Genomic DNA, 23,219 nt, shown 5'->3' on the forward strand with positions numbered 1-23,219 from the left:
ACCGGAGAATGTTTCCTTTCAGAACAAAGCCTTAGCGGCTAGATCGTTGTTGGCACATCGCATGCATCTCTGCGCCTGAAACAATCTGAGGTCGGAGAAGCATTCATGCAATCGTTAAGAGTAATATGTCCGAACGGGCATCTCGGCTTCGCGCCATTGAAGACGGAGAGTTTCCGGATCGGTGTCGATGCCGGTGTGGATTACATCGCAGCCGATTCCGGCAGCGATGATATTGGCCCGGTGCCGCTTGGCAGTGACACATGTGCCAGTCCGCGTGCTTGGCAGGAACACGACCTCGAAGTCATGCTTCTGGCTGCACGACGTATCAACAAGCCGATGATAATAGGGTCGGCCGGCGATACCGGGTCGAACAGTCGCGTCGACATGTACGTTCAGATCATCCGCGATCTGGCACGAAAGCACGATTTGCCGGCGTTCAGGCTCGGCTGGTTCTACTCTGAAGTCGACAAGGATCTGGTACGCAGCAAAATCCGTGGCGGCTCAGCAATCGCCGGCCTTGATGGACGACCGGACCTCGACGAAGCTGAACTTGACGCTACCAGCCGAATTGTTGCGTTGGCCGGTGTGCATCCATACCGGAAGCTTCTTGCGGAAGGCTGTGATGTGATCATCGGCGGTCGTTCATCCGATAGTGCAATTTTTGCTGCGGCGGCTCTCCACGAGGGCTTTCCTGAGGCGCAAGCCTACTATCTCGGCAAGGTTCTCGAATGTGCCTCGTTCTGTGCGGAACCTTACGGGGGTAAGGAAACCGTACTCGGCGAGATCACGCCCGACTATGTTGAAGTTACGGCGATGAGCCCCGCGCAGTCCTGCACGGTGGCTTCAGTTGCCGGACACGCCATGTACGAACGCTCTAACCCGTTCGAGGAATTCGTCGCCGGCGGTAGGCTGGACATGGCCAACTGCAACTACGAACAGGTATCGGCAAAGACCACCCGGGTGACCGGAATGCGCTTCGATCCTGCCCAAGAATTTCGGGTCAAGTTGGAAGGGTCAGGCAGGGTCGGTGAGCGCTTTGTCGGCATTGCTGCAATACGCGACCCCTACACGATCGCGAATGTCGACAAGGTCATTGATTGGGCGCGTGAACAGGCGCGGGAGAGATTCGGCAAGACTGGCTGGGAACTTCACTATAATGTTTTTGGCCGTAACGGCGTTATGGGTGACATGGAGCCGTTCAAGGATAAGCCGGCGCACGAAGTCTGCATCCTGGTGCAGGGCGTCGCACCGACGCGCGAACTGGCGGAAGAGCTGACGATTACGGGGACGCGGCAGTTGTTCTATGCCCGTCTTGCCGACGTCAAGGGGACCGCGGGCGGTGTCGCCTTCCCGCTTGATGAGGTCATGCCCGCAAGCCCCGCATATCGGTGGACCATCAACCATACGATGGCCGTGGATAATCCGCTCGAACTTTTCCCGACACACTCCGAGATGGTTGGTTGAACATGAAAAACGAAACCAGAAAATTGTCGGATCTCGCAAAGACAATCCGATCCAAAAATGCCGGTACCGACAAGATCACCTTCGATATCATTTTCCGCGAAAAGGAAACCTATGAGCTGGTGAAGCGCGCCAAGGCGCTGACCCGCGAACGCGTCAGCGAGGTACTCGGAATCGATCCTTCGAGAATTACCGATTTCGTGATGTTTGATCCTGCCAATGCGATCAAATTCACGATCAAACGGCTTCGGCCGAGTGGCTACGCAGGCGATCCAGATATCTTCGGGGCCCAGCAATATGCGCCCTTCCTTGATATTGAAGTGGATCTCACTGTGTAGATCGAGTTGTTGGCGATTTCGAGCACCGACATGGGGCGCCTTTCTTCCTTGGACCGCCGGTAACGACTGCATTGGTCGAATGTCGATATGTGAAGTCGAGGTCCGCTCTTGCCCTGCGGGGGCTGTGGAAGTCGTGCAAAATACTTCACTTTGCCAGATGATGACGAGCTTGCAGATGTCGATGGGTCGTCCGTGTCCGGCTCGGTGCATGCCGCAATGATGCAACCGGGCGGGTAAGAGCACAATGACTCCCGATTGCCATCACTCCCGATTTCTTGCGGTTCAGGAGCCATAATCGAGATGTATGTCGACACGATCGTTCTGGGAGCGGGAATAGTCGGTGTCAGCGCCGCCATCCATCTGGCACGGCGTGACCGGTCTGTTCTTCTTATTGATATCCGGGAAGCAGGCGAGGGAACATCGAAAGGCAATGCTGGATTGATACAGCGTGAGGGGGTCCTTCCGCATGCGTTCCCCCAGAAAATCTGGCAAATCCTGAAATATGGGCTGAATACCAGCCGTGACATGCGGTACCATCTGCGTGATATCCCTCCGCTCATTCCGTACTTGGTTCGCTACTGGTGGCATTCGCGCCCCAAGAATTACCAAGCCATCGTGCGTGACTATGCGCAGTTCATTTCGCATTCGGTTTCGGAGCACGCCTTGCTTGTCGAGAAAGCGTGCGCGCAGCATCTGATCGTCAGGAACGGTTGGCTCGAGGCATACCGAAGTGACGAGGCACTAACAAAAGCATATGCCGAAGCCGATTGGTTGAGGAGCGAATACGAGATTGCAAGCAGCAGAGTCGAAGCCGCCGAGCTCAGAATGATTGAGCCAAGTCTGAAGATCGACTTTGCAGGGGCAATCCGTTGGACGGATCCTTGGACCGTCAAAAATCCGTTGGAACTGACGAGAGCCTATTTCGCGTATTTTCGGAAGCTGGGTGGACAATATTTGCAGGGTGATGCTCATACACTGACCTGCGGCCCGGACGGGCGGTGGAGCGTCATGACCTGTAGCGGCGTTGTGTCCGCCCGTGATGCAGTTGTAGCTCTCGGTCCGTGGTCTACGGATCTGGTGAGAATGCTTGGGTATCGCTTCCCGATCGCAGTGCAGCGAGGGTATTCGATTCACTACCGGCCTGAAGAAGATGCACCCTTGCAGAATTGGTTTGCAGACCGGGAAATGGCCTTTCTGCTTGCGCCCATGACGAATGGTATCCGGCTGACAACTGGTTCGGAATTCGCACGGAGAGATGCGGCAAAATCGCCTGTACAGCTTGACGTCGCCGAGAAGACTGCACGGGAAACGGTTAGATTTGGCGAGCGCGTGGATACGGAACCTTGGCTCGGCGCGCGTCCGTGTACGGCAGACATGCTACCGATCATAGGCCCTGCACCTCGTCACCGGGGACTATGGTTCGCATTCGGACACGCGCATCATGGTTTGACCTTGGGGCCCGCGACCGGGCGCCTGATCGCCGAAATGATTGTCGGCGAGGAGACGTTTACAAACGCAGAACCATTCTCTGCGCGTCGGTTTCGCTCTCTGTAAGCGATTGCTTTCGGAGCATATAATGGAGAAACAACGATGAGTAATGTCACCGCGCCGGAACTCGGCTCGTTTTCCTGGGAGGATCCTTTTCGCCTCGACAGCCAGCTGAGCGACGAGGAGCGCATGCTGCGCGACGGCGCGCATGCCTTCGCGCAGGACAGGCTGCAACCGCGCGTCATCGAGGCATTCGCCAACGAGACGGTGGATCCCTCGATCTTCGCCGAGATGGGAGAGATGGGCCTGCTCGGCGTCACCGTGCCGGAGCAATATGGCGGTGCCGGCGCGAGCTATGTTGCCTACGGCCTGATCGCCCGCGAGGTCGAGCGTGTCGATTCCGGCTACCGCTCCATGATGAGCGTGCAATCCTCGCTGGTCATGTACCCGATCCACGCCTACGGCTCGGAGGAGCAGCGCCGGAAATACCTGCCGAAGCTCGCCTCGGGCGAGTGGATCGGCTGCTTCGGCCTGACCGAGCCGGATGCCGGCTCCGATCCCGGTTCCATGAAGACCACGGCGCGCAAGGGCGACGGCGGCTACGTGCTGAACGGCTCCAAGATGTGGATATCCAACGCGCCGATCGCCGACGTCTTCGTCGTCTGGGCGAAGTCGGAGGCCCATGGCGGCAAGATCCGCGGCTTCGTGCTGGAAAAGGGCCTGAAGGGCCTGTCGGCGCCGAAGATCGCCGGCAAGCTTTCCCTGCGCACCTCGGTGACGGGCGAGATCGTGCTGGACAATGTCGAGGTGGGCGAGGATGCGCTCCTGCCGGGCGTGGAGGGGCTGAAGGGCCCGTTCGGCTGCCTCAACCGGGCGCGCTACGGGATCGCCTGGGGCGCGATGGGCGCGGCGGAGTTCTGCTGGCACGCGGCGCGCCAATACGGCCTAGACCGCAGGCAGTTCGGCAAGCCGCTGGCGCAGACGCAGTTGTTCCAGAAAAAGCTCGCGGACATGCAGACGGAGATCGCGCTGGGCCTGCAGGCGGCGCTGCGCGTCGGCCGGCTGATGGACGAGGGCAATGCGGCGCCGGAGATGATCTCGCTCATCAAGCGGAACAATTGCGGCAAGGCGCTCGACATCGCGCGCATGGCGCGCGACATGCACGGCGGCAACGGCATTTCCGAGGAGTTCCAGGTGTTCCGCCACATGGCGAACCTCGAGACGGTCAACACCTACGAGGGCACGCATGACGTGCACGCCCTGATCCTCGGACGGGCGCAGACCGGGTTGCAGGCGTTCTTCTGAGATGAATATGATGCCTCTCGCCGGCCTCCGGGTGCTGGAACTGGCCCGCATTCTCGCGGGACCGTGGATAGGCCAGACGCTCGCCGATCTCGGCGCCGACGTCATCAAGGTCGAAAGCCCCGAGGGCGACGACACGCGGCGCTGGGGGCCGCCCTTCATAGAGCGCGACGGCGAGAAGGCGGCCGCCTATTTCCACGCCTGCAACCGGGGCAAGCGCTCCGTCACAGCCGATTTCCGCAACGAGGACGACCTCGCCCTGGTGCGCCGCCTGGCAGCAGAGGCGGATGTCGTGGTCGAGAATTTCAAGCTGGGAGGGCTCGCCAAGTTCGGCCTCGACTACGCCTCCCTGTCGGCGGACAATCCGCGCCTCGTCTACTGCTCCGTGACCGGTTTCGGCCAGGACGGTCCCTATGCGCCGCGCGCCGGCTACGACTTCCTGGTCCAGGGAATGGGCGGCATCATGGACCTGACCGGCGACCCGGACGGCGAGCCGCAGAAGGTCGGCGTCGCCTTCGCCGACATCTTCACCGGGCTCTACGGCGTCATCGCCATCCAGGCCGCCCTTGCCGAACGGGAGCGAACCGGCAAGGGCAAGCATGTCGACATGGCGCTTTTGGACTGCATGACGGGCGTGCTCGCCAACCAGGCAATGAATTACCTCGCCTCCGGGGTCGCACCGCGCAGGATGGGCAACGCGCATCCCAACATCGCGCCCTACCAGACATTCGCAGTGTCCGACGGCTGGGTGATCGTCGCCGTCGGCAATGACGGCCAGTTCGGCCGGCTGTGCGGCGTGCTCGGACTCGAGGGCGTCGCGGACGACCCGCGGTTTGCCACCAATTCCGAGCGCGTGGCGAACCGGTCCGCCCTCACGGCGATGATCTCGGAAAGAACCGGCCATTGGCGCCGCGACGACCTGCTGGCGGCGCTGGAGGAAGCCGTCGTTCCGGCGGGACCGATCAACACGGTCGCCGACGTGTTTTCCGACCCCCAGGTTATCCACCGCGGCATGCGCATCGAGCCGGGAGGCGTTCCCGGGGTGCGCACGCCGATCAGCTTTGCCGGCGCGCCGGCACCGGTCTCCGACCGCCCCTCGCCAAAACTCGGCGAGCACTCCGCCGAAATCCGGGCAGACGGGTGGAGCCGGTAAAATACGAGTTGCAAGTATACGACTTCTCTAGGCGTGGAAGTTCCTGACGCGATCCTCTTCGCTCTCCGACAACAGTCGCCTTCATGCTCAAGCATGCTCGAGGTGGTATCAAGCAAGGCATGCTCTCTTCACTGGATCACCGTCTGGTGAGCATCGTACTGGATTGAAGTCGGAGAACTCCAGGAACCGACAATCCGAGCTAAGGGAGCGAGGCTCAGTCGCGCTAAACCGGACCACCTTTAATTCCGTCATTTTCCGTCGTCTAAAACGTTGTCGGAAAACTTTTCGCAGGGCTGATTGCCGCTTGGCATCGGCGCCCTTGGATCGGCCTGCAGCGGCGGTCTGCGCACTCGTCTGCACCTTCAGGGGTGGGAAGACACTACATCATGATGAGGGATTTTGCTGGGGGGCAGGTCACCAAAAATGTCGGGCGCGTTGTGGACGAAAATCTCGTCGGCCGCCGCCTTGTTCGGTTCCCGTGCATTGACAGCATCGAACACGATGGCGCGACTGTGAGCCTCTCTGTCTCCGGCGTGAGGAGCCCTTTTTTGACCGAGAGACTCTTTCAGCGATTTGGGTGGATGGAGTGCTCTAGGTGTTCCGTGTCGAGCTTCCCTAGAGAAGAGGCGCGGCGTCAAAAAAATTGCCGCCGGATCCGATCAAAAGTTGACGGGATCGAAATTCGTTATAACATGTAACATGTAACAGGAAGTAGAGGCGAACAGATGGCCGCCGCATTCAGACGAGGAGCAGAACATGTTTAAGGTGATATTCAAGGCGGCGGCTGCCGCTGTGTTCATCGGCGGGACTGTGATTTCGCCCGCGCAGGCAGAAGTCGGAAAGACACTTGAAGAGGTGAAGGCGCGTGGCGCGCTGCATTGCACGGGACACAACGGCTCGTACCTCGGCCTTGCCGAAGTGGACGACAAGGGCAACTGGAAGGGCTTTGACATTGATCTTTGTCGCGCCGTGGCAACTGCCATCTTTGGCGACTATGAAGGTCACTTGAAAATTCTTCCCACCAGCTGGGCGCAGCGCTGGCCATCCATCCAGTCCGGTGAGCTGGATGTCATTATCAAGGCGACCGGCTGGACCATGGGGCGGGATACCGAGCTGGGCTTGCAATTCTCCAACATCTACATGATGGCGCCGATCAAGATGCTGGTACCCAAAGAATTGGGCGCCCAGTCGGTCAAGGATCTCGATGGCGGTACGGTCTGCGTCCCCGCTGGCACCTCCACGGAACGTTCGGTGGCCGAGTATCTGAAGGCCAACGATGTCACGATGGAATTCGTGACCACAGAGAAGACCGAAGAAAGCGAAGCCGCCTATCTCTCCGGTCGTTGTGACGTATTCGCGCAGTGGGATGTGCAGCTTGCCGTGGTTCGGCTCAAAGCGGAAGATCCCGAGGCCCACGTCATCCTGCCGGACACGATTTCCGCTGAGCCGGTCGCCATGGCGGTGCGTCAGGGAGATGATAGCTGGGTCGACATCATGAATTTCACCTTGTCAGCCCTATTGGCTGCCGAGGAAAATGGTATCACCAGCGAGAATGTCGACGAGATGAAGGCGAACCCGCCGACGCCGGTCGTGGGTAAGCTGCTCGGCGCGACCCCGGGAATCGGTGCGCGCATGGGGCTTGATGATGACTGGGCCTACAATGTCATCAAGAAGCTCGGCAACTACGACGAACTCTGGGAGCGCAACCTGGGTCAGGGATCCCCTTACCGTCTCGATCGCGGCATCAACGGCCTGTGGTCCGACGGGGGTGTGCTGTTTCCGATCCTTGTTGACTGATGATGCTATCGGGGTCGGCCGCAACGCCGGCCCCGCCATCGAAACACTCTTACGGCGCGAAGCATGACCTTTGCATCACTAGTAACCAGGTTGGGCTCAAGGCGGATTCAGGCCGGGCTGGCGGTCGCCACTGTGTGTTTGCTTTCATTTCTTGTCTATTCCGTCCAGCAGGAGCTGATGAGGCAGGGGATTGTATCCGGCTTCGATTTCCTGTGGCGCAGCACCGGTTGGGATATTAGTTTTTCGCTGATCCCGTATTCGATTAGTGACCCCTACTGGAAGGTCCTGCTGATCGGCCTGACGAATACGCTGTTTCTCGGTTTCTCCGGTTTGGCGCTGGCAACACTTGTCGGCGTTTTGGCGGGTGTGGCGCGCACCGCCGCCAACCCGGTTCTGAACGCTCTGGGCACCATCTACGTGGAAACCTTCCGTAATGTGCCGCTGATCCTGCAGGCGTTTTTCTGGTACGCGGTGTTCACGCACATGCCACCACCGCGCAAGGCGATCGCTTTCGCCGACATGGTATTCTTTTCCTCCCGTGGCCTCTACGTTCCTGGATTGAATGTATCCGACGGTGCGCTGGCGCTGTGTGTCCTGGTGTTGGTCGCCGGCATCGTGATTAGCTTGTGGCTGCGCGTTACACGATGCCTAAAGGGGCGGGGCGACGAGTATCGGAAGCTGATCGCCTTTTTCATTTTACTGACAATGGGCGTCGCTGTGGTTGCGATAGCCGCGTCCGGTCGCCTGGAAGGGGTGCCACTGGTCACTATCCCGGAGTTGCGCGGCCTCAACATTAAGGGTGGCTTCCGCATGACTTCGGAATTTGCGGCCCTTCTTACCGCCATGTCCCTGTACGGCGGCGCCTATCTTGGCGAGATCATCCGGGCGGGCTTCTTGGCCGTGGAGCCGGGACAGATCGAGGCTGCCAAGGCCTTGGGGCTGCGGCCTTGGCGTATTTTTACGCTGGTGCGCCTGCCGCTCGCTATCCGTGCCATTCTGCCGACGCTAACTAACCAGTACGTTTGGCTAATAAAGGCGACGACGCTTGGTGTCGCGGTGGGTTTCTCTGACTTCTTTCTCGTCATATCGACATCGATCAACCAGAGCGGCCAGACAGTCGAGTTGCTTTTGCTGCTGATGGGCGGGTTCTTGTTGATCAACTACACGCTGGGCTCGGTGATGAACGCGATCAACCGTTCAATCGCGATCAAGGGCCCGAGTTCGCGAAAATAGGCCACGGACCTGCCGGAAGGATTCTGAGACATGTCGGATACGACAAATAGGGATGCCGAACTCAACATCCGGCCCCCGCGCCAGAGTGGTCTGGAGCAGTTCCGCGCGGCATATTTCGGCAGCATTCCTAACACGTTGATCACTCTGGGCGGCCTGTTGGCCTTCATCTACATCGGCTGGTCTCTGCTTCATTGGGCATTTCTGGATGCCATCTTTTCCGTGGAGGGGGGGGCGCAGGCGTGCCAAGCTGCCGAAGGGGCTTGCTGGTCGGTCATCTTCGCGCGCTGGCGATTAATGTTCTTCGGCCTTTACCCTTACGAGGAGCATTGGCGTTCCGCGCTCGCCTGTATCATTGTCATTGGTGTCGGCGTCCTTTCGTGTATGCCCGCTTTCTGGTCGGCGCGAAAGCTAGCGGCGATGTGGGGCGGTGGTCTTTTGGCTTTCATTGTGCTTATGCGGGGCGGTGTCTTCGGGCTTTCCCTGATAACAGAGGAACAATGGGGCGGGCTGTCGCTTACGATTTTCATATTTGCCAGTGTCGCCCTGATCGGCATGCCGATGGCAATCGCGTTTGCGCTGATGCGGCGCTCAGCGTTCCCGTTCATATCTGTGCCCATCGGCCTCGTCATCGATACAGTGCGCTCGCTGCCTCTGATTACGATCCTGTTCACTGTCGCGGTTGTGGTCCCGGTCGTGGTTCCAAGTTGGCTTCTGGGCGACAAGCTGTACCGGGTGATCGGCGGCATGGCGTTATTTTTCGCTGCCTATCAGGCTGAGATCATCCGTAGTGGCATCCAATCTCTGCCTGTCGGACAGGAAGAGGCGTCCAAGGCGCTCGGTCTCAGCTATTGGCAGCGGATGACGCGGATCATTCTGCCGCAGGCGTTTCGTCGGGCGCTCCCACCGACGATCAACCAGTTCGTCATTACTTTCAAGGAAACCTCGTTGATCATCATCGTCGGACTGTTCGAGTTTCTCGCCTCGGGCAATGCCGCCTACGGCTCTGGTGAGTGGGCCTTCGCCTACGTCGAGGTCTACGTGTTCATCGGGTTGGTTTATTTCATCTTCGTATTCAGCCTGTCGCGTTACGGTGCGTATTTGGAGCGGCTGATGCGTGTGGGCAAGCTGTAGGAGGCTGCGAATGCTGATGAAAAACGAAAACGCTATCGAGGTGAGGCGGCTGAACAAATACTATCAACAGCACCACGCTCTTCGCGATGTTTCTTTGTCCGTGCGCAACGGTGAACGTATCGTCATTTGTGGGCCGTCGGGCTCGGGCAAGTCAACGCTGATCCGTTGCATGAACCAGTTGGAAAAGCACCAGTCAGGCGACATTGTACTGCTTGGCAATCACATTGTTGAGGGCGGATCGGGGATGGACGCCATCCGATCTGAAGTTGGCATGGTTTTCCAACATTTCAACTTGTTCCCGCACATGACGATCTTGGAGAACTGCATTCTCGCCCCGATGCTGGTGCGCAAGTTGCCCCGCGCTGAGGCTGTCGAGCGGGCAATGATGTTTCTGGAGCGAGTACACATTCCCGAACAGGCCGACAAGTATCCGGGCGAGTTGTCGGGCGGTCAGCAGCAGCGTGTCGCCATCGCTCGCTCGCTGTGCATGATGCCGCGGATCATGTTGTTCGACGAACCCACTTCTGCCCTTGATCCGGAGATGATCTCCGAGGTCCTCGATGTGATGATTGAACTTGCCATGGATGGCCAGACGATGGTCTGCGTGACCCACGAGATGTCGTTTGCCCGCAAGGTCGCGGATCGCATCGTATTCATGGACAAGGGGCAGATCATCGAGGAAGCCGAACCGGGCGTGTTCTTCACCGCGCCCGAACATCCAAGAACAAGGGAATTTTTAAGTCAGGTTATGTCGCATTGACAACGCATTGCGCGGCTGACCTCTTGGTGAAAAGATGCCAAGCGCAATATGATTCTTATTGTTTTCACGTCTCGATTGTCTGAAAGGTCTGATATAATCGCATGTCTTCTGCACTAGACAGTTTTACACCGGTCGAGCGCAAGGAAACGCTTGGTGCCATGGTGCGGGACCAGTTGCGTTCCGCCATTATGGCCGGCCAGTTCAAGCCCGGCGAAAAGCTTACTATTCGTGCTGTTGCCAACGCTCTCAACGTTAGCCTGACGCCAGCGCGCGAGGCGCTATATAACCTCGTTGCCGAGGGGGCATTGGAGTCACGTCCGAACGGTACGGTCTGTGTGCCCGAGATCGACGAGAAGCGGCTGCGGGAGGTGTCCCGCATCCGAATTGCGCTGGAAGGGCTTGCTGCGCGCGAGGCGGTAACCGGATTGACCGCGGAGATCGTGCGCGACCTCGAGCGTATCAACGAGGATCTGATCAAGGCAGACGCGGTCAAGGATTACGCTGCGTTGCGGACCCTCAATTGGAAGTTTCACTTCACGATCTACCAAGCTGCCAATATGCCGCAGCTCAGCAAGATGATCGAAAACTGCTGGCTGATGATCGGCTCCTACCTCAACGTGCTGTATCCGGAATACGGCAAGGTCAAAGTAGGCATCGACATTCATCGCGATATCATCAAGGCGATAAAGTCCAGGGATGCGGACAAGCTGGAAGCGGCGATCGCCAAGGACATCCGTTCGTCGAGTGAGTGGCTTGCGAGCATGATTCATAGCAGGGCCGAAGCTGGCGCCACGAAAGAATAGGGGAACTTCTGCTCCAACTTCCGAACCCTTCCGCCGGCCAGGCAAATCGCATGGCCGGCTTTGTTTTGTCCGTGAATGATGCTTGCGGCGCTCGTTCGTTATGTGTTACATGTTATAACAAAAATAGCGTGGAACGGGTTTATATGAAGAATTCCCCATCAATCGACGAGCAAATTGAGATGTATCGCAAGATGCACGTCGTTCGACAGCTCGAGGAGCGGTTGGGCTTGCTGCATAAGGAAGGTAGGACGCGTGGGCCGATTCACCGTTGTGATGGTCAGGAAGCAATCGGCGTCGGTGCCACCGCGATGCTTACTGACGATGACTACGTCATGAGTACGCATCGTGGTCACGCCCACTACATCGGCAAGGGGCTGGACGTGTATCCAGTCGTCGCCGAGATATTCGGCCGTGCCACAGGTAGCTGCGGCGGCCGGGCAGGTCATATGCTCGTTGCAGATGCATCCAAGGGCATGATCGGAGGCAATGCTATCGTTGGTGCGGGGATCCCCGCTGCTGCCGGTGCGGCCCTTTCGATTCAGATGCTTGGGCGAAACTCGGTTTCAATGTGCATCTTCGGCGACGGGGCCGCCCAGACCGGCATATGCCACGAGGCGATGAATATGGCGAGCCTATGGAAGTTGCCGGTCATCTTCGTGCTCGAGCACAATCAGTATGGCCTGACTGTTGATACCAATATGCAATCTTCAGTGGATGATATTAGCATTCGCGCCGCTGGATACGCGATTCCCTCGATTATCGTCGATGGCAACGATGTCGTGGCGGTCTATCGTGCCGTTGCCGAGATGACCGAGCGTGCCCGCCGCGGCGAAGGGCCAGGTATGGTAGAGGCCAAGACCTACCGGCTGGAAGGTTTCTCCACCTCTGACATGGGGGGGTACCAATCCCCCGAAGACATTGCGGACTGGAAGAAACGGGATCCGCTGAAGATCGCCTATGAGGCCCTGAAGAAGCCGGTCGGAGAGGATGCGCTGGCCAAGCTGGCGGCTTCCGCTGCTGAAGAGGTTTCCACCGCGTTCGAGAAGGCCCTTTCGGACCCGATGCCGGAGTTCGAGGTATTCCGTCCCCACGCGGCATATGGCGAGGTTGCATGATGGCGTTGATGCGGTATGCGGAGGCGCTCAATGCGGCGCTGCGCGAGGAAATGACGCGTGATGAAACGGTGTTCCTGTTCGGTGAAGACATCGGGCGTTACGGCGGCGTGTTCAAGGTTACACGTGATCTGCAGAATGAGTTCGGAGCTTTGCGTGTACGAGATACGCCGATTTCCGAGCAGGCGATGACAGCGATGGCCGTGAGTGCGGCAATGACAGGTACGCGGCCGGTGCTCGAAATCATGTATGCCGATTTCTTGCCCCTGACACTCGATGCGCTGGTGAACCAGGCTTCGATCTACGAGTATATCTGGAATGGTCAGGTAAAGATGCCTTTCGTCCTGCGTACACAGGGTGGTGGTGGTGCCGGAGCGGGTGCGCAACACTCCAAGGCGCTCGATTCCATGCTCGCGCATATTCCCGGCATCAAGGTTGTCGCCCCTGCCGATCCCGCTGACGCGAAAGGCATGCTGAAATCCGCGATTCGTGACGACCAGCCTGTGGTCTTCCTTGAGCACAAGTTGCTCTACAATCTGCGCTCCGATGTGCCGGAAGGCGACGATGTGTTGGTACCCCTGGGTAAGGCCAAGGTGGTGCGCGAGGGTGCCGATATTTCAATCTTCGCGACCTCGCGCATGGTGCACGAGAGCATCAAGGCGGCCGAACTTCTTCAGGAGAAGGGTGTCAACGCCGAAGTGATCGATCTTCGCTCGCTCAAGCCGCTTGACCTTGAGGCGATCAAGATATCGCTGGCCAAGACAAACAACGCCGTCGTCGTCAACGAGGGGTGGGCCTTTTGTGGCTATGGCGCGGAACTGTCCGCGACAATTATGGATCATTGTTTCGATGATTTGGATGCACCGGTCGCGCGTGTTTCCCTACCTGATATGCCCATTCCCTATAGCGAGCCGCTGGAAATGGCCGTTTTGCCGAATGCCGAAAAGATCGTCGCGGCATCCCTGAAAACACTGGCGTGAGGGCCGAGCGATGTCTCATCCGATCATGCTCGATAGCGCTGGCGGCGAATACATGGAAAGCGTCGTCGTGGTTGAGTGGAAACATCAGCCTGGTGATAAGGTCGACGCAGGCGAAGTCGTCGTCGTTGTTGAAACTGCGAAGGCGGCGTCGGAAATCGAGGCCGATCATTCCGGTTATCTTGCAGAAGTCTTCTACCGGCCCGGCGAGGAGGCGCCCATTGGCGCTGTCCTTGGCAATATCAGCGACGAGAAGCCGGATGTGGCGGAGCAGCCGGTGCAAAGCCGAGCCGCGACTCCGCACGCCCAGGCCTCCGCTTCCGCGTCGCAGCCTGCCACGGAACAGCCGGCCCACGCCGCGGCCGTGGCCGTGCGCTCGCCGGGCTCTCGCATCGTAGCCTCGCCGCTGGCGCGGCGGGTTGCTCGCGAACGCGGCATAGATCTTGCGCGCATAGCCGGGTCCGGCCCGCGCGGTCGCATCAGGTTGCGCGATCTTGACGATGCCGCCGCGGTGCAGCCTTCCGCGCCTTCGATTGCAGCGGCCACGGACCGGATGCCGGTCGTGTTCCTGCACGGTTTCGGGGCCGACAAGTCCAGCTGGAGCCGTGTCGTGCCGCTGATCGACCGGTCCGTGGAGCCGGTCCTGGTCGACCTGCCCGGACACGGTTCCTCGACGCACGCGCCGGAGGCCAATTTCGAAGCGGTGGTAACCGCGGTTGCGGAGGAACTGGAGGGACGCGGCATCACCCGTGCACACTTCGTCGGGCATTCTCTCGGCGGAGCGGTGGCTCTGGCGACGTGGGGCCTCGGCCGCATCGCGGTCAACTCCATGTGCCTGATCGCGCCTGCAGGCCTTGGCCCGGAAATCAACGGCGGTTTCATCGACGGGTTGATCAATGCGCGTAGCGTACCAAGCCTGGAGCCATGGCTCGATGTCATGACCGGGCACGATTTTGCCTTGCCCGACGGCTATGCCCAGGTGCTCCTGCGCCAGTGGCAGCAGGCCGATACCCAAGCCAAGTTGCGGCACATGGCGGCCGGAATCTTTCCCGATGGCACGCAGTCGATGGGGCTGACAGATCTGTTGGCGGATCTCCCCGTTCCCGCCAAGATCATATGGGGACTCGGCGACCGCATCATTCCGTCTGCGCATGCCTTTCATGCGCCCGGCACCGTGGCTCTGCATCTTCTGAAGGGAGCCGGACATGTCCCACAACTCGAGACCCCGCAGGTGACCGCGCGGCTCATCAACGAACTCTTGCGAAACGGCTAGGTGGGATCTTGGACAAGAACATTCTTCTCGTCGGTTGCGGCAATATGGGCTTTGCCATGCTGCAAGGCTGGCTGTCGCTGGACGACGCGCCACGGGTCCGCGTGGTAGAGCCCGCGCAGGGCCTGCGCGGGCGTCTTGCCGATCTGCCGGTTGAAGTTCATGCGCATCCGGATGAATTTCCCGCCGGATACGAGGCGGACATCGTCGTGTTCGCGATCAAGCCGCAGCTATTCGCCGACGTGCTTCCCGCCTATTCGTCGCGGGTAGGCGAAGGCGCCGTGTTCCTCTCCGTTGCCGCCGGCGTGACCTCAGAAGCGATTGCCGCCTTGCTGGGTGGTAAACCCGCGATCGTGCGCTGCATGCCGAATACGCCGGCGGCGATCGGTCAAGGCGTCATGGCGGTCTATGCCAATGCTCGCGTCACGCCGGAACAGATCGATGCCGCGAAGGTTCTGCTCGGTTCCTGCGGCATGGTCGTCGAGGTGGAAGAGGAAGGGCTGATGGACGCGGTGACTGCGGTTTCCGGTTCCGGCCCTGCCTACGTGTTCAATTTCATCGAGGCGTTGGCGCGCGCCGGCGAAAAGGCCGGGCTGCCGGCGGATCTATCTGCGCGCATGGCGCTGAAAACGGTGGAGGGTGCCGCCCGTCTTGCCACTCAGGCTGAAGACGATCCGGCGACCTTGCGGCGGAAGGTTACCAGTCCCGGCGGCACTACGGCTGCCGCACTCGCAGTTCTCATGGCCGATGACGGGCTGTCGCCGCTGCTAGAAAAAGCGGTCGGTGCAGCACGTGATCGATCGGTCGAGCTGGGCCGGACGAATTGATCCAGTCGGCCCCGTCCGGCGATCGCCTCGCGCTCGGCGTGGCGATGATAATGGCCACAACGCTGATCTTCGCCGTTCAGGACGCGATCACCAAGCATCTTGTGGCGAATTACCCGGTCGCCTCGATCGTCCTTGTGCGCTATTGTGCCTTCGCCGCTTTCGGAATCTCGTTCGCGGTGCGTCGCGCCGGGATCGGCCCGGTGATGCGCAGCTCGCGGCCGTTGCTGCAAGTTGCGCGCGGGATTGTACTGCTGCTTGAAATTGCACTCATGGCGATGGCGTACCGGACTCTTGGCCTGGCGGAGTCTATGACCCTGTTCCAGTGCTATCCGCTGATCGCGACCGCGCTTGCCGGCATCCTTCTGAGAGAAACGATCGGCTGGCGGCGGTGGACATCTCTGGTGGTCGGCTTTCTCGGCATTGTCATCATCCTGCGGCCGGGGCTCGACGTCGTCGAGATCGGCGCGATCTATACGCTTGTCGCTGCGCTCCTGTATGCGATCTACCAGATCCTGACGCGGCTATGCGGCAACCAGGACAGCCCGTCGACCTCGTTCTTCTACGTGTGTGTCGTGGGCGCTGTCATCATGACCGCGACCGCCCCGTGGACGTGGACGAACTTCGAGAGCGAGGACGCCCTCTGGTTGGCGCTTCTGTGCGTGATGTCGATGGCCGGTCACTATTGCCTCATCACCGCGCTGAGCATTGCCCCGGCCGCATTCCTGCAACCTTTCAACTACTTTCAGCTCGTGTGGGCGGTCGTTGTCGGCTGGGTCGTGTTCAGGGACATGCCCGACGGCAGGAGCTTCATCGGCGGCATTCTGGTGGTCGGAAGCGGCCTGTTCGTCGCGTACCGCGAACGTGTCCGGCAGCAGTCGAATTCTTCTTGCAATACGATATAACATATTACATAATTTTTCAGAAACACGAACGGCAGGCAGGATATCCATGCAGGACAAGCGCAAATCGGTGCTCATCACGGGTGCAGGTAGCGGCATCGGCAAGGCGGTGGCCTTGCGTTTCAACGCGGAAGGTTACGGTGTCTGCCTGTTCGATCTCAACGAGGAGGCCGTACGCGAAGTCGCCGGCGAGTTGAACCCCGAACCCGGCTCGATCTGCTTCGCCGGTTCGGTTACCGAGCCGGAAACCATGAACAAGGCGGTGTCCGCCACGGTCGAGACGTTCGGCGGAATTGACTGTGTCGTGACATCCGCGGGGATCGTCTCGGTGGAACCCGCCGTTGACGCGGACCTGGACAAGTTTCGCCAAACGCTTGAGGTCAATGTTATCGGAACCTGGCTTGCCGCGCAGGCCGCCGGCCGTGTCATGATCGAGCAGGGCCACGGCAGTATCATCATGATCGGCTCGGTTTATGGCTCCGGCGGTGCACCGCAGCGTACGGCCTACTGCGCCTCCAAGGGTGCTGTGCACAATCTGGTGCAGAGCCTTGCCGTCGAGTGGGGCCCGTACGGGGTGCGCGTAAATGCCGTTGCGCCGACCGGGGTTCGCACACCGATGGTACAGGACCTCATCGACAGGGGGATCTACAACCTGACGGGTGTGCAGGGCCGCACGCCGCTCGGGCGCCTGGCCGAGCCCGAGGAAATTGCTGCCGCCTGTTTCTATCTTGCCGGAGCGGATGCCGGTTTCACCACCGGGCACGTCTTGCCGGTCGACGGAGGCTGGCTTGCAAACGGTTACATCCTGGGCTGACGAGTCATGGGCGGCGAGCAACATACCCTCATATTCAGGGTCGACGGCGTCGAACACGAGATCGCGCTTGACCATTCCCGGTGCCCACGCACCTTGGCAAAGGTAATCGAGGCGCTGCCCGCGCGTGTCGACATTCATTGCGCCAAGATCGCCGGCAGTCACATCATGTGGCCGGTACCCTTCATCGAGGGGGTGGAGGAGGCATCCGACGTGCTCGACATGCCGGCTGGTTCGTTCTTCTTCTGGCCAGAGCGCCAGTACCTTGAAATCACCTATGCACCACTCCAGGCAGAAACTGCGGCGGTCAACTACCTCGGCAAGCTGCGCGGCGATGTCGAATGGCTGCGCGACTACGCCGAGCGCCAGCGTCGCGGGCACGGCGGGGAAATTTTCACTGCGGATGTCTATCTGAAGGGGGGGGCGCGTCCGGCCGAGCCTGATGCCGCGGCGTACGTGGAAACCGAAATCGCAGCCGGCTCTCCCGCGCTAAAACAGGTCAGGGCGGCGCGTCTCGACGCCTGGGCCGGTGAAACAGCGGACGTGCGCGCACTGCTGGCGCGGCGCGGTCTCAATATTCCGTTCGGGCCTCTCGTCATGGCCGAAGGAGAATTGCGCAAGGCGCATGAATTGCTCTGGCGACTGTGGAATGCGGGCGAAAGCCTGAGCGATGCACAGAAGTGCGACATAGCGCGGTTCACCATCGAGGCGGCGATCACTCGCGTCGGCGGTTTTTGTCACATGAACGACACCGCCGCGATCCTTGAAAAACTCATCGAATGTTTCGACGGCGCCGATCCGGTCGCGGACGTACTTGCCGAAGGTGTTCTCTTCACCGGCCGCGTCGCCGCGTGGCTCGATCTCTACATCCAGTGGTGGCCATTCAACGAGGTCACGCTGGATACCCTTGGGAAGACAGACTCGTTGCGAAAGGCATACCAATGACTGCAAAGCGCCAGAACATTTCCTCCGGTTCGAAGTTCGAGGAGGCCTACGGCTATTCCCGTGCGGTGAAGGTTGGCGACACCGTCTTCATCTCCGGTACGATAGGCATGGACTTCGCCACCGGCGAAATGTCCGCTGACCCGGTCGAGCAGCTTCGCCAAGTCATCAAGAACATCGAGCCGGCGCTCGAGAAAGCGGGCGGCTCGCTCAAGGACGTGGTCCAGATCACAACATATGTAACGGAGCCGGAGGTGTTTACTGCCATCGGTCCGGAACTGGGCAAGATCTTCGGCGACATCCGCCCGACAAATGCCGCCCTCGTGGTTGCCTTCCCGGTGCCGGACGTGAAGGTGGAAATCTCGGCCACCGCCGTTATCGGCTGCGGTAGCTGATCGATGGCGGACGGCAGCGAGGTCATCCACCGCGAGATCGTCTACCGGATCGTTCCGCTGGACGAGTGTCTCGGCCTTGCCGAGTCACTCGCCCTCGCCGGCAAGCGATGGCATTCGCATGTCCTTTCACCGGGCTGCGATTTCAATCCGCGGCCCGATCGATATGCCCTGGTGATCGAGGACGACACCGACGATGTGACATATCTCGCCTATTCCCACGGTTTTCCCGAGGTCGACAAGGAATTGGTGAAGATGCTCCATGGCGATGATATTCTCGACGCTTCGGCAACTTCGGGCGGCGATAATCCGGAGGTTGCCGCCTCGACACTGTTGCCGCGCTTGCGCGAAATTGACGCCGCAGGAGCCAATTGGCACCACCACATGCATTTTCCCGATTGCACCTTCAATCCGCATCCGGGCAAATGGTCGATCTCGGTGGAGGACGGCGCGGGAAACGCATTCTCGGAAGTATACGATGACGAACCCGTGGACGTCCTGCGTGAAGTCGAGGTGATCTACTTCCGCAGGCTCGACGAGAAAAACGCTGCCGGCTGAGGTCGTCGGCAACATGGCATACAGTCAGAGAATCGATCGTGCCGGGCAGCGACACGCCCTGGCGCCGATATTGGAGAGGCCCGGTCATGGGATCAGCCACAAGTCGCGTGGATGTTGAAATGCAGGGTGTCCTGTGGGCGAGGACGTCGAGGGAAGTGCGTGTGGATGCGCCCGCGCTCGAGGCAGACGCCGATGTGGACCTGGTCGTGGTCGGCGCCGGTTTTGCTGGACTGTCCATCGCACTGCACGCCGCGAAGGCCGGCCTTTCTGTCCGCGTGCTTGAGGCGGGGATCGTCGGTGTTGGCGCGTCCGGGCGCAATGGCGGATACGCCGTTCCCCATTTTCCCGGCGCCTTGCGCCCCAGCCAGGTTGAAAAGCTGCTCGGACCGAAGAAGGGGCGCAAGCTGGTTTCGCTCGTCGCCGAAGGCCCAGGCCGGATGCTCGAGCAGATCCGCGAATACGACATTGCCTGCGATGCATCGCAATCCGGTTGGGCCCAGCCTGCACACTCGCGAAAGGCCCTCGCCAAGATCCGTGCCGTTCACGACGAGTGGAAGGCGCTTGGCGTTGTGGTGGAATGGATCGATGGTGCCGACGTGCAGCCAACGCTGGGCGCACACGGATATCTGGCGGCGTGGCGCAATCCCACCGGGACCACGGTGCAGCCCTACGCCCTTTGCCAGGGCCTTGCCCGTGCGGCAAGGAGCCATGGCGTGGTCATCAACGAGCGCAGTCCGGTCTCCAGAGTCCTGCGAGAGGACGGGCATCCTGTCGTCCATTGCAAAGGTCACCGGGTCACCGCGCGCCAGGTTGTAATCGCCACGAATGGCTATACCGACAACCTGACGCCGGGGCTGGAGAAAGCGGGCATCAACGTCCGACTGTATCACTGTGCCACCGAGCCGCTGCCACCGGAAATCCTGGACACGGTGCTGCCGCAGCGAACCTGCTTCACCGACCTGCGGAAGTCCGGCGGGTTCAGCCGTTGCGACGCGGACGGACGAATCATCTGCGGCGGCGCGGTTTTCTCGGTGCCCGGCGCGCAGGCCTACGGTCTCGCTCACGCCCGCAAGCGCCTCTACGAACTGTTCCCCCAGTTGCGTCCGCACGCCCCGAAGTTCGAGACCTACTGGGAGGGTTACTGCTCGATCACCGACAGTTACCTGCCGTCTTTCCAGGTGCTTGACCGGGATATCTACTCGCTGATCGGCTTTTCGACGCGGGGCGTCTCGCTGGCGCAGAATGTCGGCCGGGTCGTCGGCGAGTTCGCTGCCGGAAAATGCTCGCTTGACGATATCCCGTTAGAGGTTGTTCACGGCACCCGTGCGATCTCGATGCACGGAGTCAAGACACGGGTCGGCAGGCTCATTTTCCCGGCATACCAGGCGATGGACCGGTTCGGTCTTTCCTGAACCGGCGTGCCGGATTCCGGAAGCGGTTTTCGGGGGGGGGCATGGCATCCTGCCCGATCATCATATTGCCGGTTATCTTTGTGCTCGGCACGCTGACGACCGTAGTCTTCTTCATCATGCGTGCCGTGCCTCCTTGTCGCTGTGCTGACCGTGAACCGTCGGCGCACGCTGGCACCATGATCACCGCAGTCAGCGCGGTAGACATGCTGACAGCGATCAAGGGGCGGACAACGGCATGACGGTCGTTCAGCAGGCGGTGTTCAGGTCGTGGCGATCTATTGTGAACAGCGCGAAGTCGACATCCTGGGCGACCTCGCTATCGGCCCGTTCGACACATGGTGTCTGGTCGATTCCTTTTGCTCGCTGCAATTCTGACAGCATTTCAACACGCTGCAGGATGCTTCCCAGCAAGGCTTGCCGCATCATCCTATAGCAAACCTTGGAAAACTTTTCGCACCGCCCGCAACTGCATTTTCGGTCGATTTCAGGCCCTGCCGCCCGTTTCGGGAGCATTTTGCCATAGCAGGAGATGTCGGTGTATCGCGCGGTGTATCGTCCCGTGTATCGCTTGGTGTATCGCGCAAGGAGGCCGACGACGGCAAATCGCGCCGTCGTGCGGGCCGGGGCCCCGGTCCTTACCTCGTGCGCTCAGGTTCCGTTTACATTTTCCAGATCAGGATACCGAAGGATCTCGGAGGCGGGCGCGAGATCGCAAGGGGCGAGGACGGCAACCCGATCGTCAGGGAGAATGCCGACCTGATCGCACAACGCCATGCCGACAGGCTGATGACGACAGTGCCACCGCAGCAGGAAACCGATGCCGCCGGGCCGCGGAAAACTTTTCCGCCGCAGCCAGAGCGTGTCAGTGCACCATCGGTTCCGGATGCCGGAAAGCTGTATTCGCACGACGATTATCACAAGGAAGCCATCGGCGTTCCCGGTCCCGCCCCGATGGTTGGTCCAGAGACAGGCGATGCGCACCCGAAGCCGGAAGCGGACCCGCTCGACGAAGACCGTCGTTTCGTGCCGAGGCCTGCATCCCGGCTTCCGCGTTTCAGCGAGGTCGCGGAAGCCTATTTCGCGTCCTGGGCCGTCCAGGCGGGCGAGAACAGCAAGGACATCCGCACGGCGCGGCGCAGGGCGGCGCTGTTTGCCGAGCTGATCGGCGATCATCCGATCGATACCTACAAGGCCGGGGACCTGCAGGCCTATGTGCGGCTGCTGCAGTTCTGGCCGGGCGACAACAACAAGCGCCCGGAGGGCAAGAGTGCGCGCGCGATCATCGGGGACAACCGGGATCTTCACCTGAAACCGATTTCGCTGAGTTCGCTGAAGAACGGCTATGTGTGGATCGTCCGGACTGTCGTTTCCCACGGCGCGCAGGAGCATGATTTCAGGAATCCGTTCGACAAGGTCCGGCTTCACTATCCGCGCACGGCCGCGCGCCCGAAATCGTCCCAGCCGCTCAGTGCCGCGGCGATCTCGTCGATCTTCCGTACGGGCGTGGAGAGCGGGCTGCTCGACGAGGCCATGCTGCCCTTGCTGGGGCACCTGACGGGCCGCAGGCTCGGTCTTCTGGTCCACCTGACGGGCAACGACATTCGCGAGAAATATCCGGGCGTCTGGGTCGCGGAGACGGACGGCATCGTCAAGCAGAATGGTGTCTGGAAGCGCGTGCCGTTCAAGACGGATGCCAGCACGGGCTTCTTCGTCCTGCATGGCTTCCTCAAGGAAATCGGCTTCATCGAATGGGCGAGAGCGCAGGGCGACAGGTTCCTGTTTGCCGAGCTCATGAAACTGAAGGACCCGAGCAAGAGCGCGTCGTCCTACATGCAGCGCCTGTTCCTGAGGGCCGGGATCGAGAAGGGGCGGCGCGAGGTCTTCCATTCGCTGCGTGCAGGAAACATCGAGGACATGCGCGACGCGAAGATCGATCCGCGCGATCGGCGGATGCAGGCGGGCCACACGGTCGGCACTGATGAGCACGACAATTACGGCTTCAAGGCGATCAGCGAAACCCGGGCGCGGGAGATGGTGCGCCTGCCGCTCAACCCCGAGATCGACTACTCGGTGTTTCGCGGACTGGATTTCGAGAAGATGGCGAGGAAGAAGAGGGCGAAGGGGCGGAAGAGAGGATAGCATACAGGAAATCGGGACCTCCAATCTCCGCAACCCGTTGATCTTCAGTAGAGAATCTCTGACACTCCGTATTCAGAGATATGTGTTCTCGTACAAAGATCCGAGCTTTTCGCCAAGCCGCGATAATTTTCCGGGTATTGGTGCCGTATCGGATGGGATTGTCTCCTCCGAATATGGAGCGCCGGAATTAGGCCGGAATCGGGCGCATGGCGGCTCGGGCTACCGCACGACCGGCACCGAAAACCATCATCCCGATGGGCTCAGGGGTTGGTCATGCACCAACACTCAAACTGGACCACTTCGGTGGGGCTGATCAGCGCCATATCGGCGCAAGAATGTGCAAATTTTGCATAGGAAATCCCTATCATTCCAAAAACCGCCGAATATGGTGCGCGCCGTTGCACATTTTGCACC

The 23,219-nt window shown here is 60.2% G+C and carries 23 protein-coding genes; 22 read left to right on the forward strand and 1 reads right to left on the reverse strand.

The features are described from left to right. The first annotated feature begins 105 nt into the window (after positions 1-105). The 21 genes from HTY61_RS16945 (at position 106) to HTY61_RS17045 (ending at position 20,905) form a co-directional block, all read left to right on the forward strand. A complete protein-coding gene (locus tag HTY61_RS16945) occupies positions 106-1,464 on the forward strand; it encodes an acyclic terpene utilization AtuA family protein (protein ID WP_175277907.1) in 1,359 nt (452 codons plus the stop codon). Positions 1,465-1,466: 2 nt separating this feature from the next. Continuing rightward, positions 1,467-1,799, forward strand: coding sequence for a DUF4387 domain-containing protein (locus HTY61_RS16950; RefSeq protein ID WP_175277908.1), 333 nt, complete (start codon positions 1,467-1,469; stop codon positions 1,797-1,799). A 300-nt stretch (positions 1,800-2,099) separates the two neighbouring features. After that, positions 2,100-3,353: an NAD(P)/FAD-dependent oxidoreductase gene (locus HTY61_RS16955; protein WP_175277909.1), complete on the forward strand. Its 1,254-nt coding sequence runs from the start codon at positions 2,100-2,102 to the stop codon at positions 3,351-3,353. 36 nt (positions 3,354-3,389) lie between these two features. Beyond that, positions 3,390-4,592, forward strand: coding sequence for an acyl-CoA dehydrogenase (locus HTY61_RS16960; protein ID WP_175277910.1), 1,203 nt, complete (start codon positions 3,390-3,392; stop codon positions 4,590-4,592). Position 4,593: 1 nt separating this feature from the next. Beyond that, the gene (locus tag HTY61_RS16965) at positions 4,594-5,742 is read left to right on the forward strand and encodes a CaiB/BaiF CoA transferase family protein (RefSeq protein ID WP_175277911.1); all 1,149 of its coding nucleotides are present in this window, start codon (positions 4,594-4,596) and stop codon (positions 5,740-5,742) included. A 756-nt stretch (positions 5,743-6,498) separates the two neighbouring features. Then, on the forward strand, positions 6,499-7,539 hold the full coding sequence (locus HTY61_RS16970; protein WP_175277912.1) for an amino acid ABC transporter substrate-binding protein: 1,041 nt from the start codon (positions 6,499-6,501) through the stop codon (positions 7,537-7,539). A gap of 63 nt (positions 7,540-7,602) precedes the next feature. Continuing rightward, positions 7,603-8,772, forward strand: a complete 1,170-nt coding sequence (locus tag HTY61_RS16975; protein WP_175277913.1) for an ABC transporter permease subunit — start codon at positions 7,603-7,605, stop codon at positions 8,770-8,772. Between the two features lie 30 nt (positions 8,773-8,802). Then, positions 8,803-9,903, forward strand: a complete 1,101-nt coding sequence (locus tag HTY61_RS16980) for an amino acid ABC transporter permease (RefSeq protein WP_175277914.1) — start codon at positions 8,803-8,805, stop codon at positions 9,901-9,903. A 10-nt stretch (positions 9,904-9,913) separates the two neighbouring features. Then, entirely contained in the window at positions 9,914-10,663 is a 750-nt protein-coding gene (locus HTY61_RS16985) for an amino acid ABC transporter ATP-binding protein (protein ID WP_175277915.1), read from the forward strand. A 101-nt stretch (positions 10,664-10,764) separates the two neighbouring features. Continuing rightward, positions 10,765-11,466 carry a GntR family transcriptional regulator gene (locus HTY61_RS16990; protein ID WP_175277916.1) on the forward strand — a complete coding sequence of 234 codons (702 nt, stop codon included), beginning with the start codon at positions 10,765-10,767 and terminating at the stop codon, positions 11,464-11,466. Between the two features lie 50 nt (positions 11,467-11,516). After that, a complete protein-coding gene (locus HTY61_RS16995; protein ID WP_175277917.1) occupies positions 11,517-12,581 on the forward strand; it encodes a thiamine pyrophosphate-dependent dehydrogenase E1 component subunit alpha in 1,065 nt (354 codons plus the stop codon). Next, on the forward strand, positions 12,578-13,558 hold the full coding sequence (locus tag HTY61_RS17000; RefSeq protein WP_197945328.1) for an alpha-ketoacid dehydrogenase subunit beta: 981 nt from the start codon (positions 12,578-12,580) through the stop codon (positions 13,556-13,558). Before HTY61_RS16995 ends, HTY61_RS17000 begins: the two co-directional genes overlap by 4 nt. A gap of 10 nt (positions 13,559-13,568) precedes the next feature. Continuing rightward, complete coding sequence (locus tag HTY61_RS17005; RefSeq protein ID WP_175277918.1) at positions 13,569-14,828, forward strand: alpha/beta fold hydrolase; 1,260 nt, start codon at positions 13,569-13,571, stop codon at positions 14,826-14,828. An 8-nt stretch (positions 14,829-14,836) separates the two neighbouring features. Further along, positions 14,837-15,652 (forward strand): pyrroline-5-carboxylate reductase, encoded by an 816-nt coding sequence (gene proC / locus HTY61_RS17010; RefSeq protein WP_175277919.1) that lies wholly within the window; start codon positions 14,837-14,839, stop codon positions 15,650-15,652. Then, positions 15,649-16,554, forward strand: a complete 906-nt coding sequence (locus HTY61_RS17015) for a DMT family transporter (RefSeq protein ID WP_246272843.1) — start codon at positions 15,649-15,651, stop codon at positions 16,552-16,554. The genes proC and HTY61_RS17015 overlap by 4 nt, the downstream gene beginning before the upstream one ends. A gap of 46 nt (positions 16,555-16,600) precedes the next feature. Next, the gene (locus tag HTY61_RS17020) at positions 16,601-17,365 is read left to right on the forward strand and encodes an SDR family NAD(P)-dependent oxidoreductase (RefSeq protein WP_175277920.1); all 765 of its coding nucleotides are present in this window, start codon (positions 16,601-16,603) and stop codon (positions 17,363-17,365) included. 6 nt (positions 17,366-17,371) lie between these two features. After that, entirely contained in the window at positions 17,372-18,307 is a 936-nt protein-coding gene (locus tag HTY61_RS17025) for a hypothetical protein (protein WP_175277921.1), read from the forward strand. After that, positions 18,304-18,699 (forward strand): RidA family protein, encoded by a 396-nt coding sequence (locus HTY61_RS17030; protein ID WP_175277922.1) that lies wholly within the window; start codon positions 18,304-18,306, stop codon positions 18,697-18,699. The genes HTY61_RS17025 and HTY61_RS17030 overlap by 4 nt, the downstream gene beginning before the upstream one ends. 3 nt (positions 18,700-18,702) lie before the next feature. Continuing rightward, positions 18,703-19,254, forward strand: a complete 552-nt coding sequence (locus HTY61_RS17035; RefSeq protein ID WP_175277923.1) for a hypothetical protein — start codon at positions 18,703-18,705, stop codon at positions 19,252-19,254. 86 nt (positions 19,255-19,340) lie between these two features. Then, on the forward strand, positions 19,341-20,666 hold the full coding sequence (locus HTY61_RS17040) for an NAD(P)/FAD-dependent oxidoreductase (RefSeq protein WP_175277924.1): 1,326 nt from the start codon (positions 19,341-19,343) through the stop codon (positions 20,664-20,666). 41 nt (positions 20,667-20,707) lie between these two features. After that, positions 20,708-20,905, forward strand: coding sequence for a hypothetical protein (locus tag HTY61_RS17045; protein WP_175277925.1), 198 nt, complete (start codon positions 20,708-20,710; stop codon positions 20,903-20,905). A 7-nt stretch (positions 20,906-20,912) separates the two neighbouring features. Here HTY61_RS17045 and HTY61_RS17050 read toward each other — a convergent pair whose 3' ends face one another. After that, on the reverse strand, positions 20,913-21,077 hold the full coding sequence (locus HTY61_RS17050; RefSeq protein WP_175277926.1) for a hypothetical protein: 165 nt from the start codon (positions 21,075-21,077) through the stop codon (positions 20,913-20,915). Positions 21,078-21,308: 231 nt separating this feature from the next. Here HTY61_RS17050 and HTY61_RS17055 point away from each other — a divergent pair, with 231 nt between their 5' ends. Further along, positions 21,309-22,805 carry a hypothetical protein gene (locus HTY61_RS17055; protein WP_175277927.1) on the forward strand — a complete coding sequence of 499 codons (1,497 nt, stop codon included), beginning with the start codon at positions 21,309-21,311 and terminating at the stop codon, positions 22,803-22,805. Positions 22,806-23,219 lie beyond the last annotated feature (414 nt).

Source organism: Oricola thermophila, assembly GCF_013358405.1.
Lineage (GTDB): Bacteria > Pseudomonadota > Alphaproteobacteria > Rhizobiales > Rhizobiaceae > Oricola > Oricola thermophila.

Excerpts from the sequence above, each read along its gene's own strand:
- HTY61_RS16945 (WP_175277907.1), top strand. The coding sequence starts at position 106 with ATGCAATCGTTAAGAGTAATATGTCCGAACGGGCATCTCGGCTTCGCG.
- HTY61_RS16950 (WP_175277908.1), top strand. The coding sequence starts at position 1,467 with ATGAAAAACGAAACCAGAAAATTGTCGGATCTCGCAAAGACAATCCGA.
- HTY61_RS16955 (WP_175277909.1), top strand. The coding sequence starts at position 2,100 with ATGTATGTCGACACGATCGTTCTGGGAGCGGGAATAGTCGGTGTCAGC.
- HTY61_RS16960 (WP_175277910.1), top strand. The coding sequence starts at position 3,390 with ATGAGTAATGTCACCGCGCCGGAACTCGGCTCGTTTTCCTGGGAGGAT.
- HTY61_RS16965 (WP_175277911.1), top strand. The coding sequence starts at position 4,594 with ATGAATATGATGCCTCTCGCCGGCCTCCGGGTGCTGGAACTGGCCCGC.
- HTY61_RS16970 (WP_175277912.1), top strand. The coding sequence starts at position 6,499 with ATGTTTAAGGTGATATTCAAGGCGGCGGCTGCCGCTGTGTTCATCGGC.
- HTY61_RS16975 (WP_175277913.1), top strand. The coding sequence starts at position 7,603 with ATGACCTTTGCATCACTAGTAACCAGGTTGGGCTCAAGGCGGATTCAG.
- HTY61_RS16980 (WP_175277914.1), top strand. The coding sequence starts at position 8,803 with ATGTCGGATACGACAAATAGGGATGCCGAACTCAACATCCGGCCCCCG.
- HTY61_RS16985 (WP_175277915.1), top strand. The coding sequence starts at position 9,914 with ATGCTGATGAAAAACGAAAACGCTATCGAGGTGAGGCGGCTGAACAAA.
- HTY61_RS16990 (WP_175277916.1), top strand. The coding sequence starts at position 10,765 with ATGTCTTCTGCACTAGACAGTTTTACACCGGTCGAGCGCAAGGAAACG.
- HTY61_RS16995 (WP_175277917.1), top strand. The coding sequence starts at position 11,517 with ATGGCCGGCTTTGTTTTGTCCGTGAATGATGCTTGCGGCGCTCGTTCG.
- HTY61_RS17000 (WP_197945328.1), top strand. The coding sequence starts at position 12,578 with ATGATGGCGTTGATGCGGTATGCGGAGGCGCTCAATGCGGCGCTGCGC.
- HTY61_RS17005 (WP_175277918.1), top strand. The coding sequence starts at position 13,569 with ATGTCTCATCCGATCATGCTCGATAGCGCTGGCGGCGAATACATGGAA.
- HTY61_RS17020 (WP_175277920.1), top strand. The coding sequence starts at position 16,601 with ATGCAGGACAAGCGCAAATCGGTGCTCATCACGGGTGCAGGTAGCGGC.
- HTY61_RS17025 (WP_175277921.1), top strand. The coding sequence starts at position 17,372 with ATGGGCGGCGAGCAACATACCCTCATATTCAGGGTCGACGGCGTCGAA.
- HTY61_RS17030 (WP_175277922.1), top strand. The coding sequence starts at position 18,304 with ATGACTGCAAAGCGCCAGAACATTTCCTCCGGTTCGAAGTTCGAGGAG.
- HTY61_RS17035 (WP_175277923.1), top strand. The coding sequence starts at position 18,703 with ATGGCGGACGGCAGCGAGGTCATCCACCGCGAGATCGTCTACCGGATC.
- HTY61_RS17040 (WP_175277924.1), top strand. The coding sequence starts at position 19,341 with ATGGGATCAGCCACAAGTCGCGTGGATGTTGAAATGCAGGGTGTCCTG.
- HTY61_RS17045 (WP_175277925.1), top strand. The coding sequence starts at position 20,708 with ATGGCATCCTGCCCGATCATCATATTGCCGGTTATCTTTGTGCTCGGC.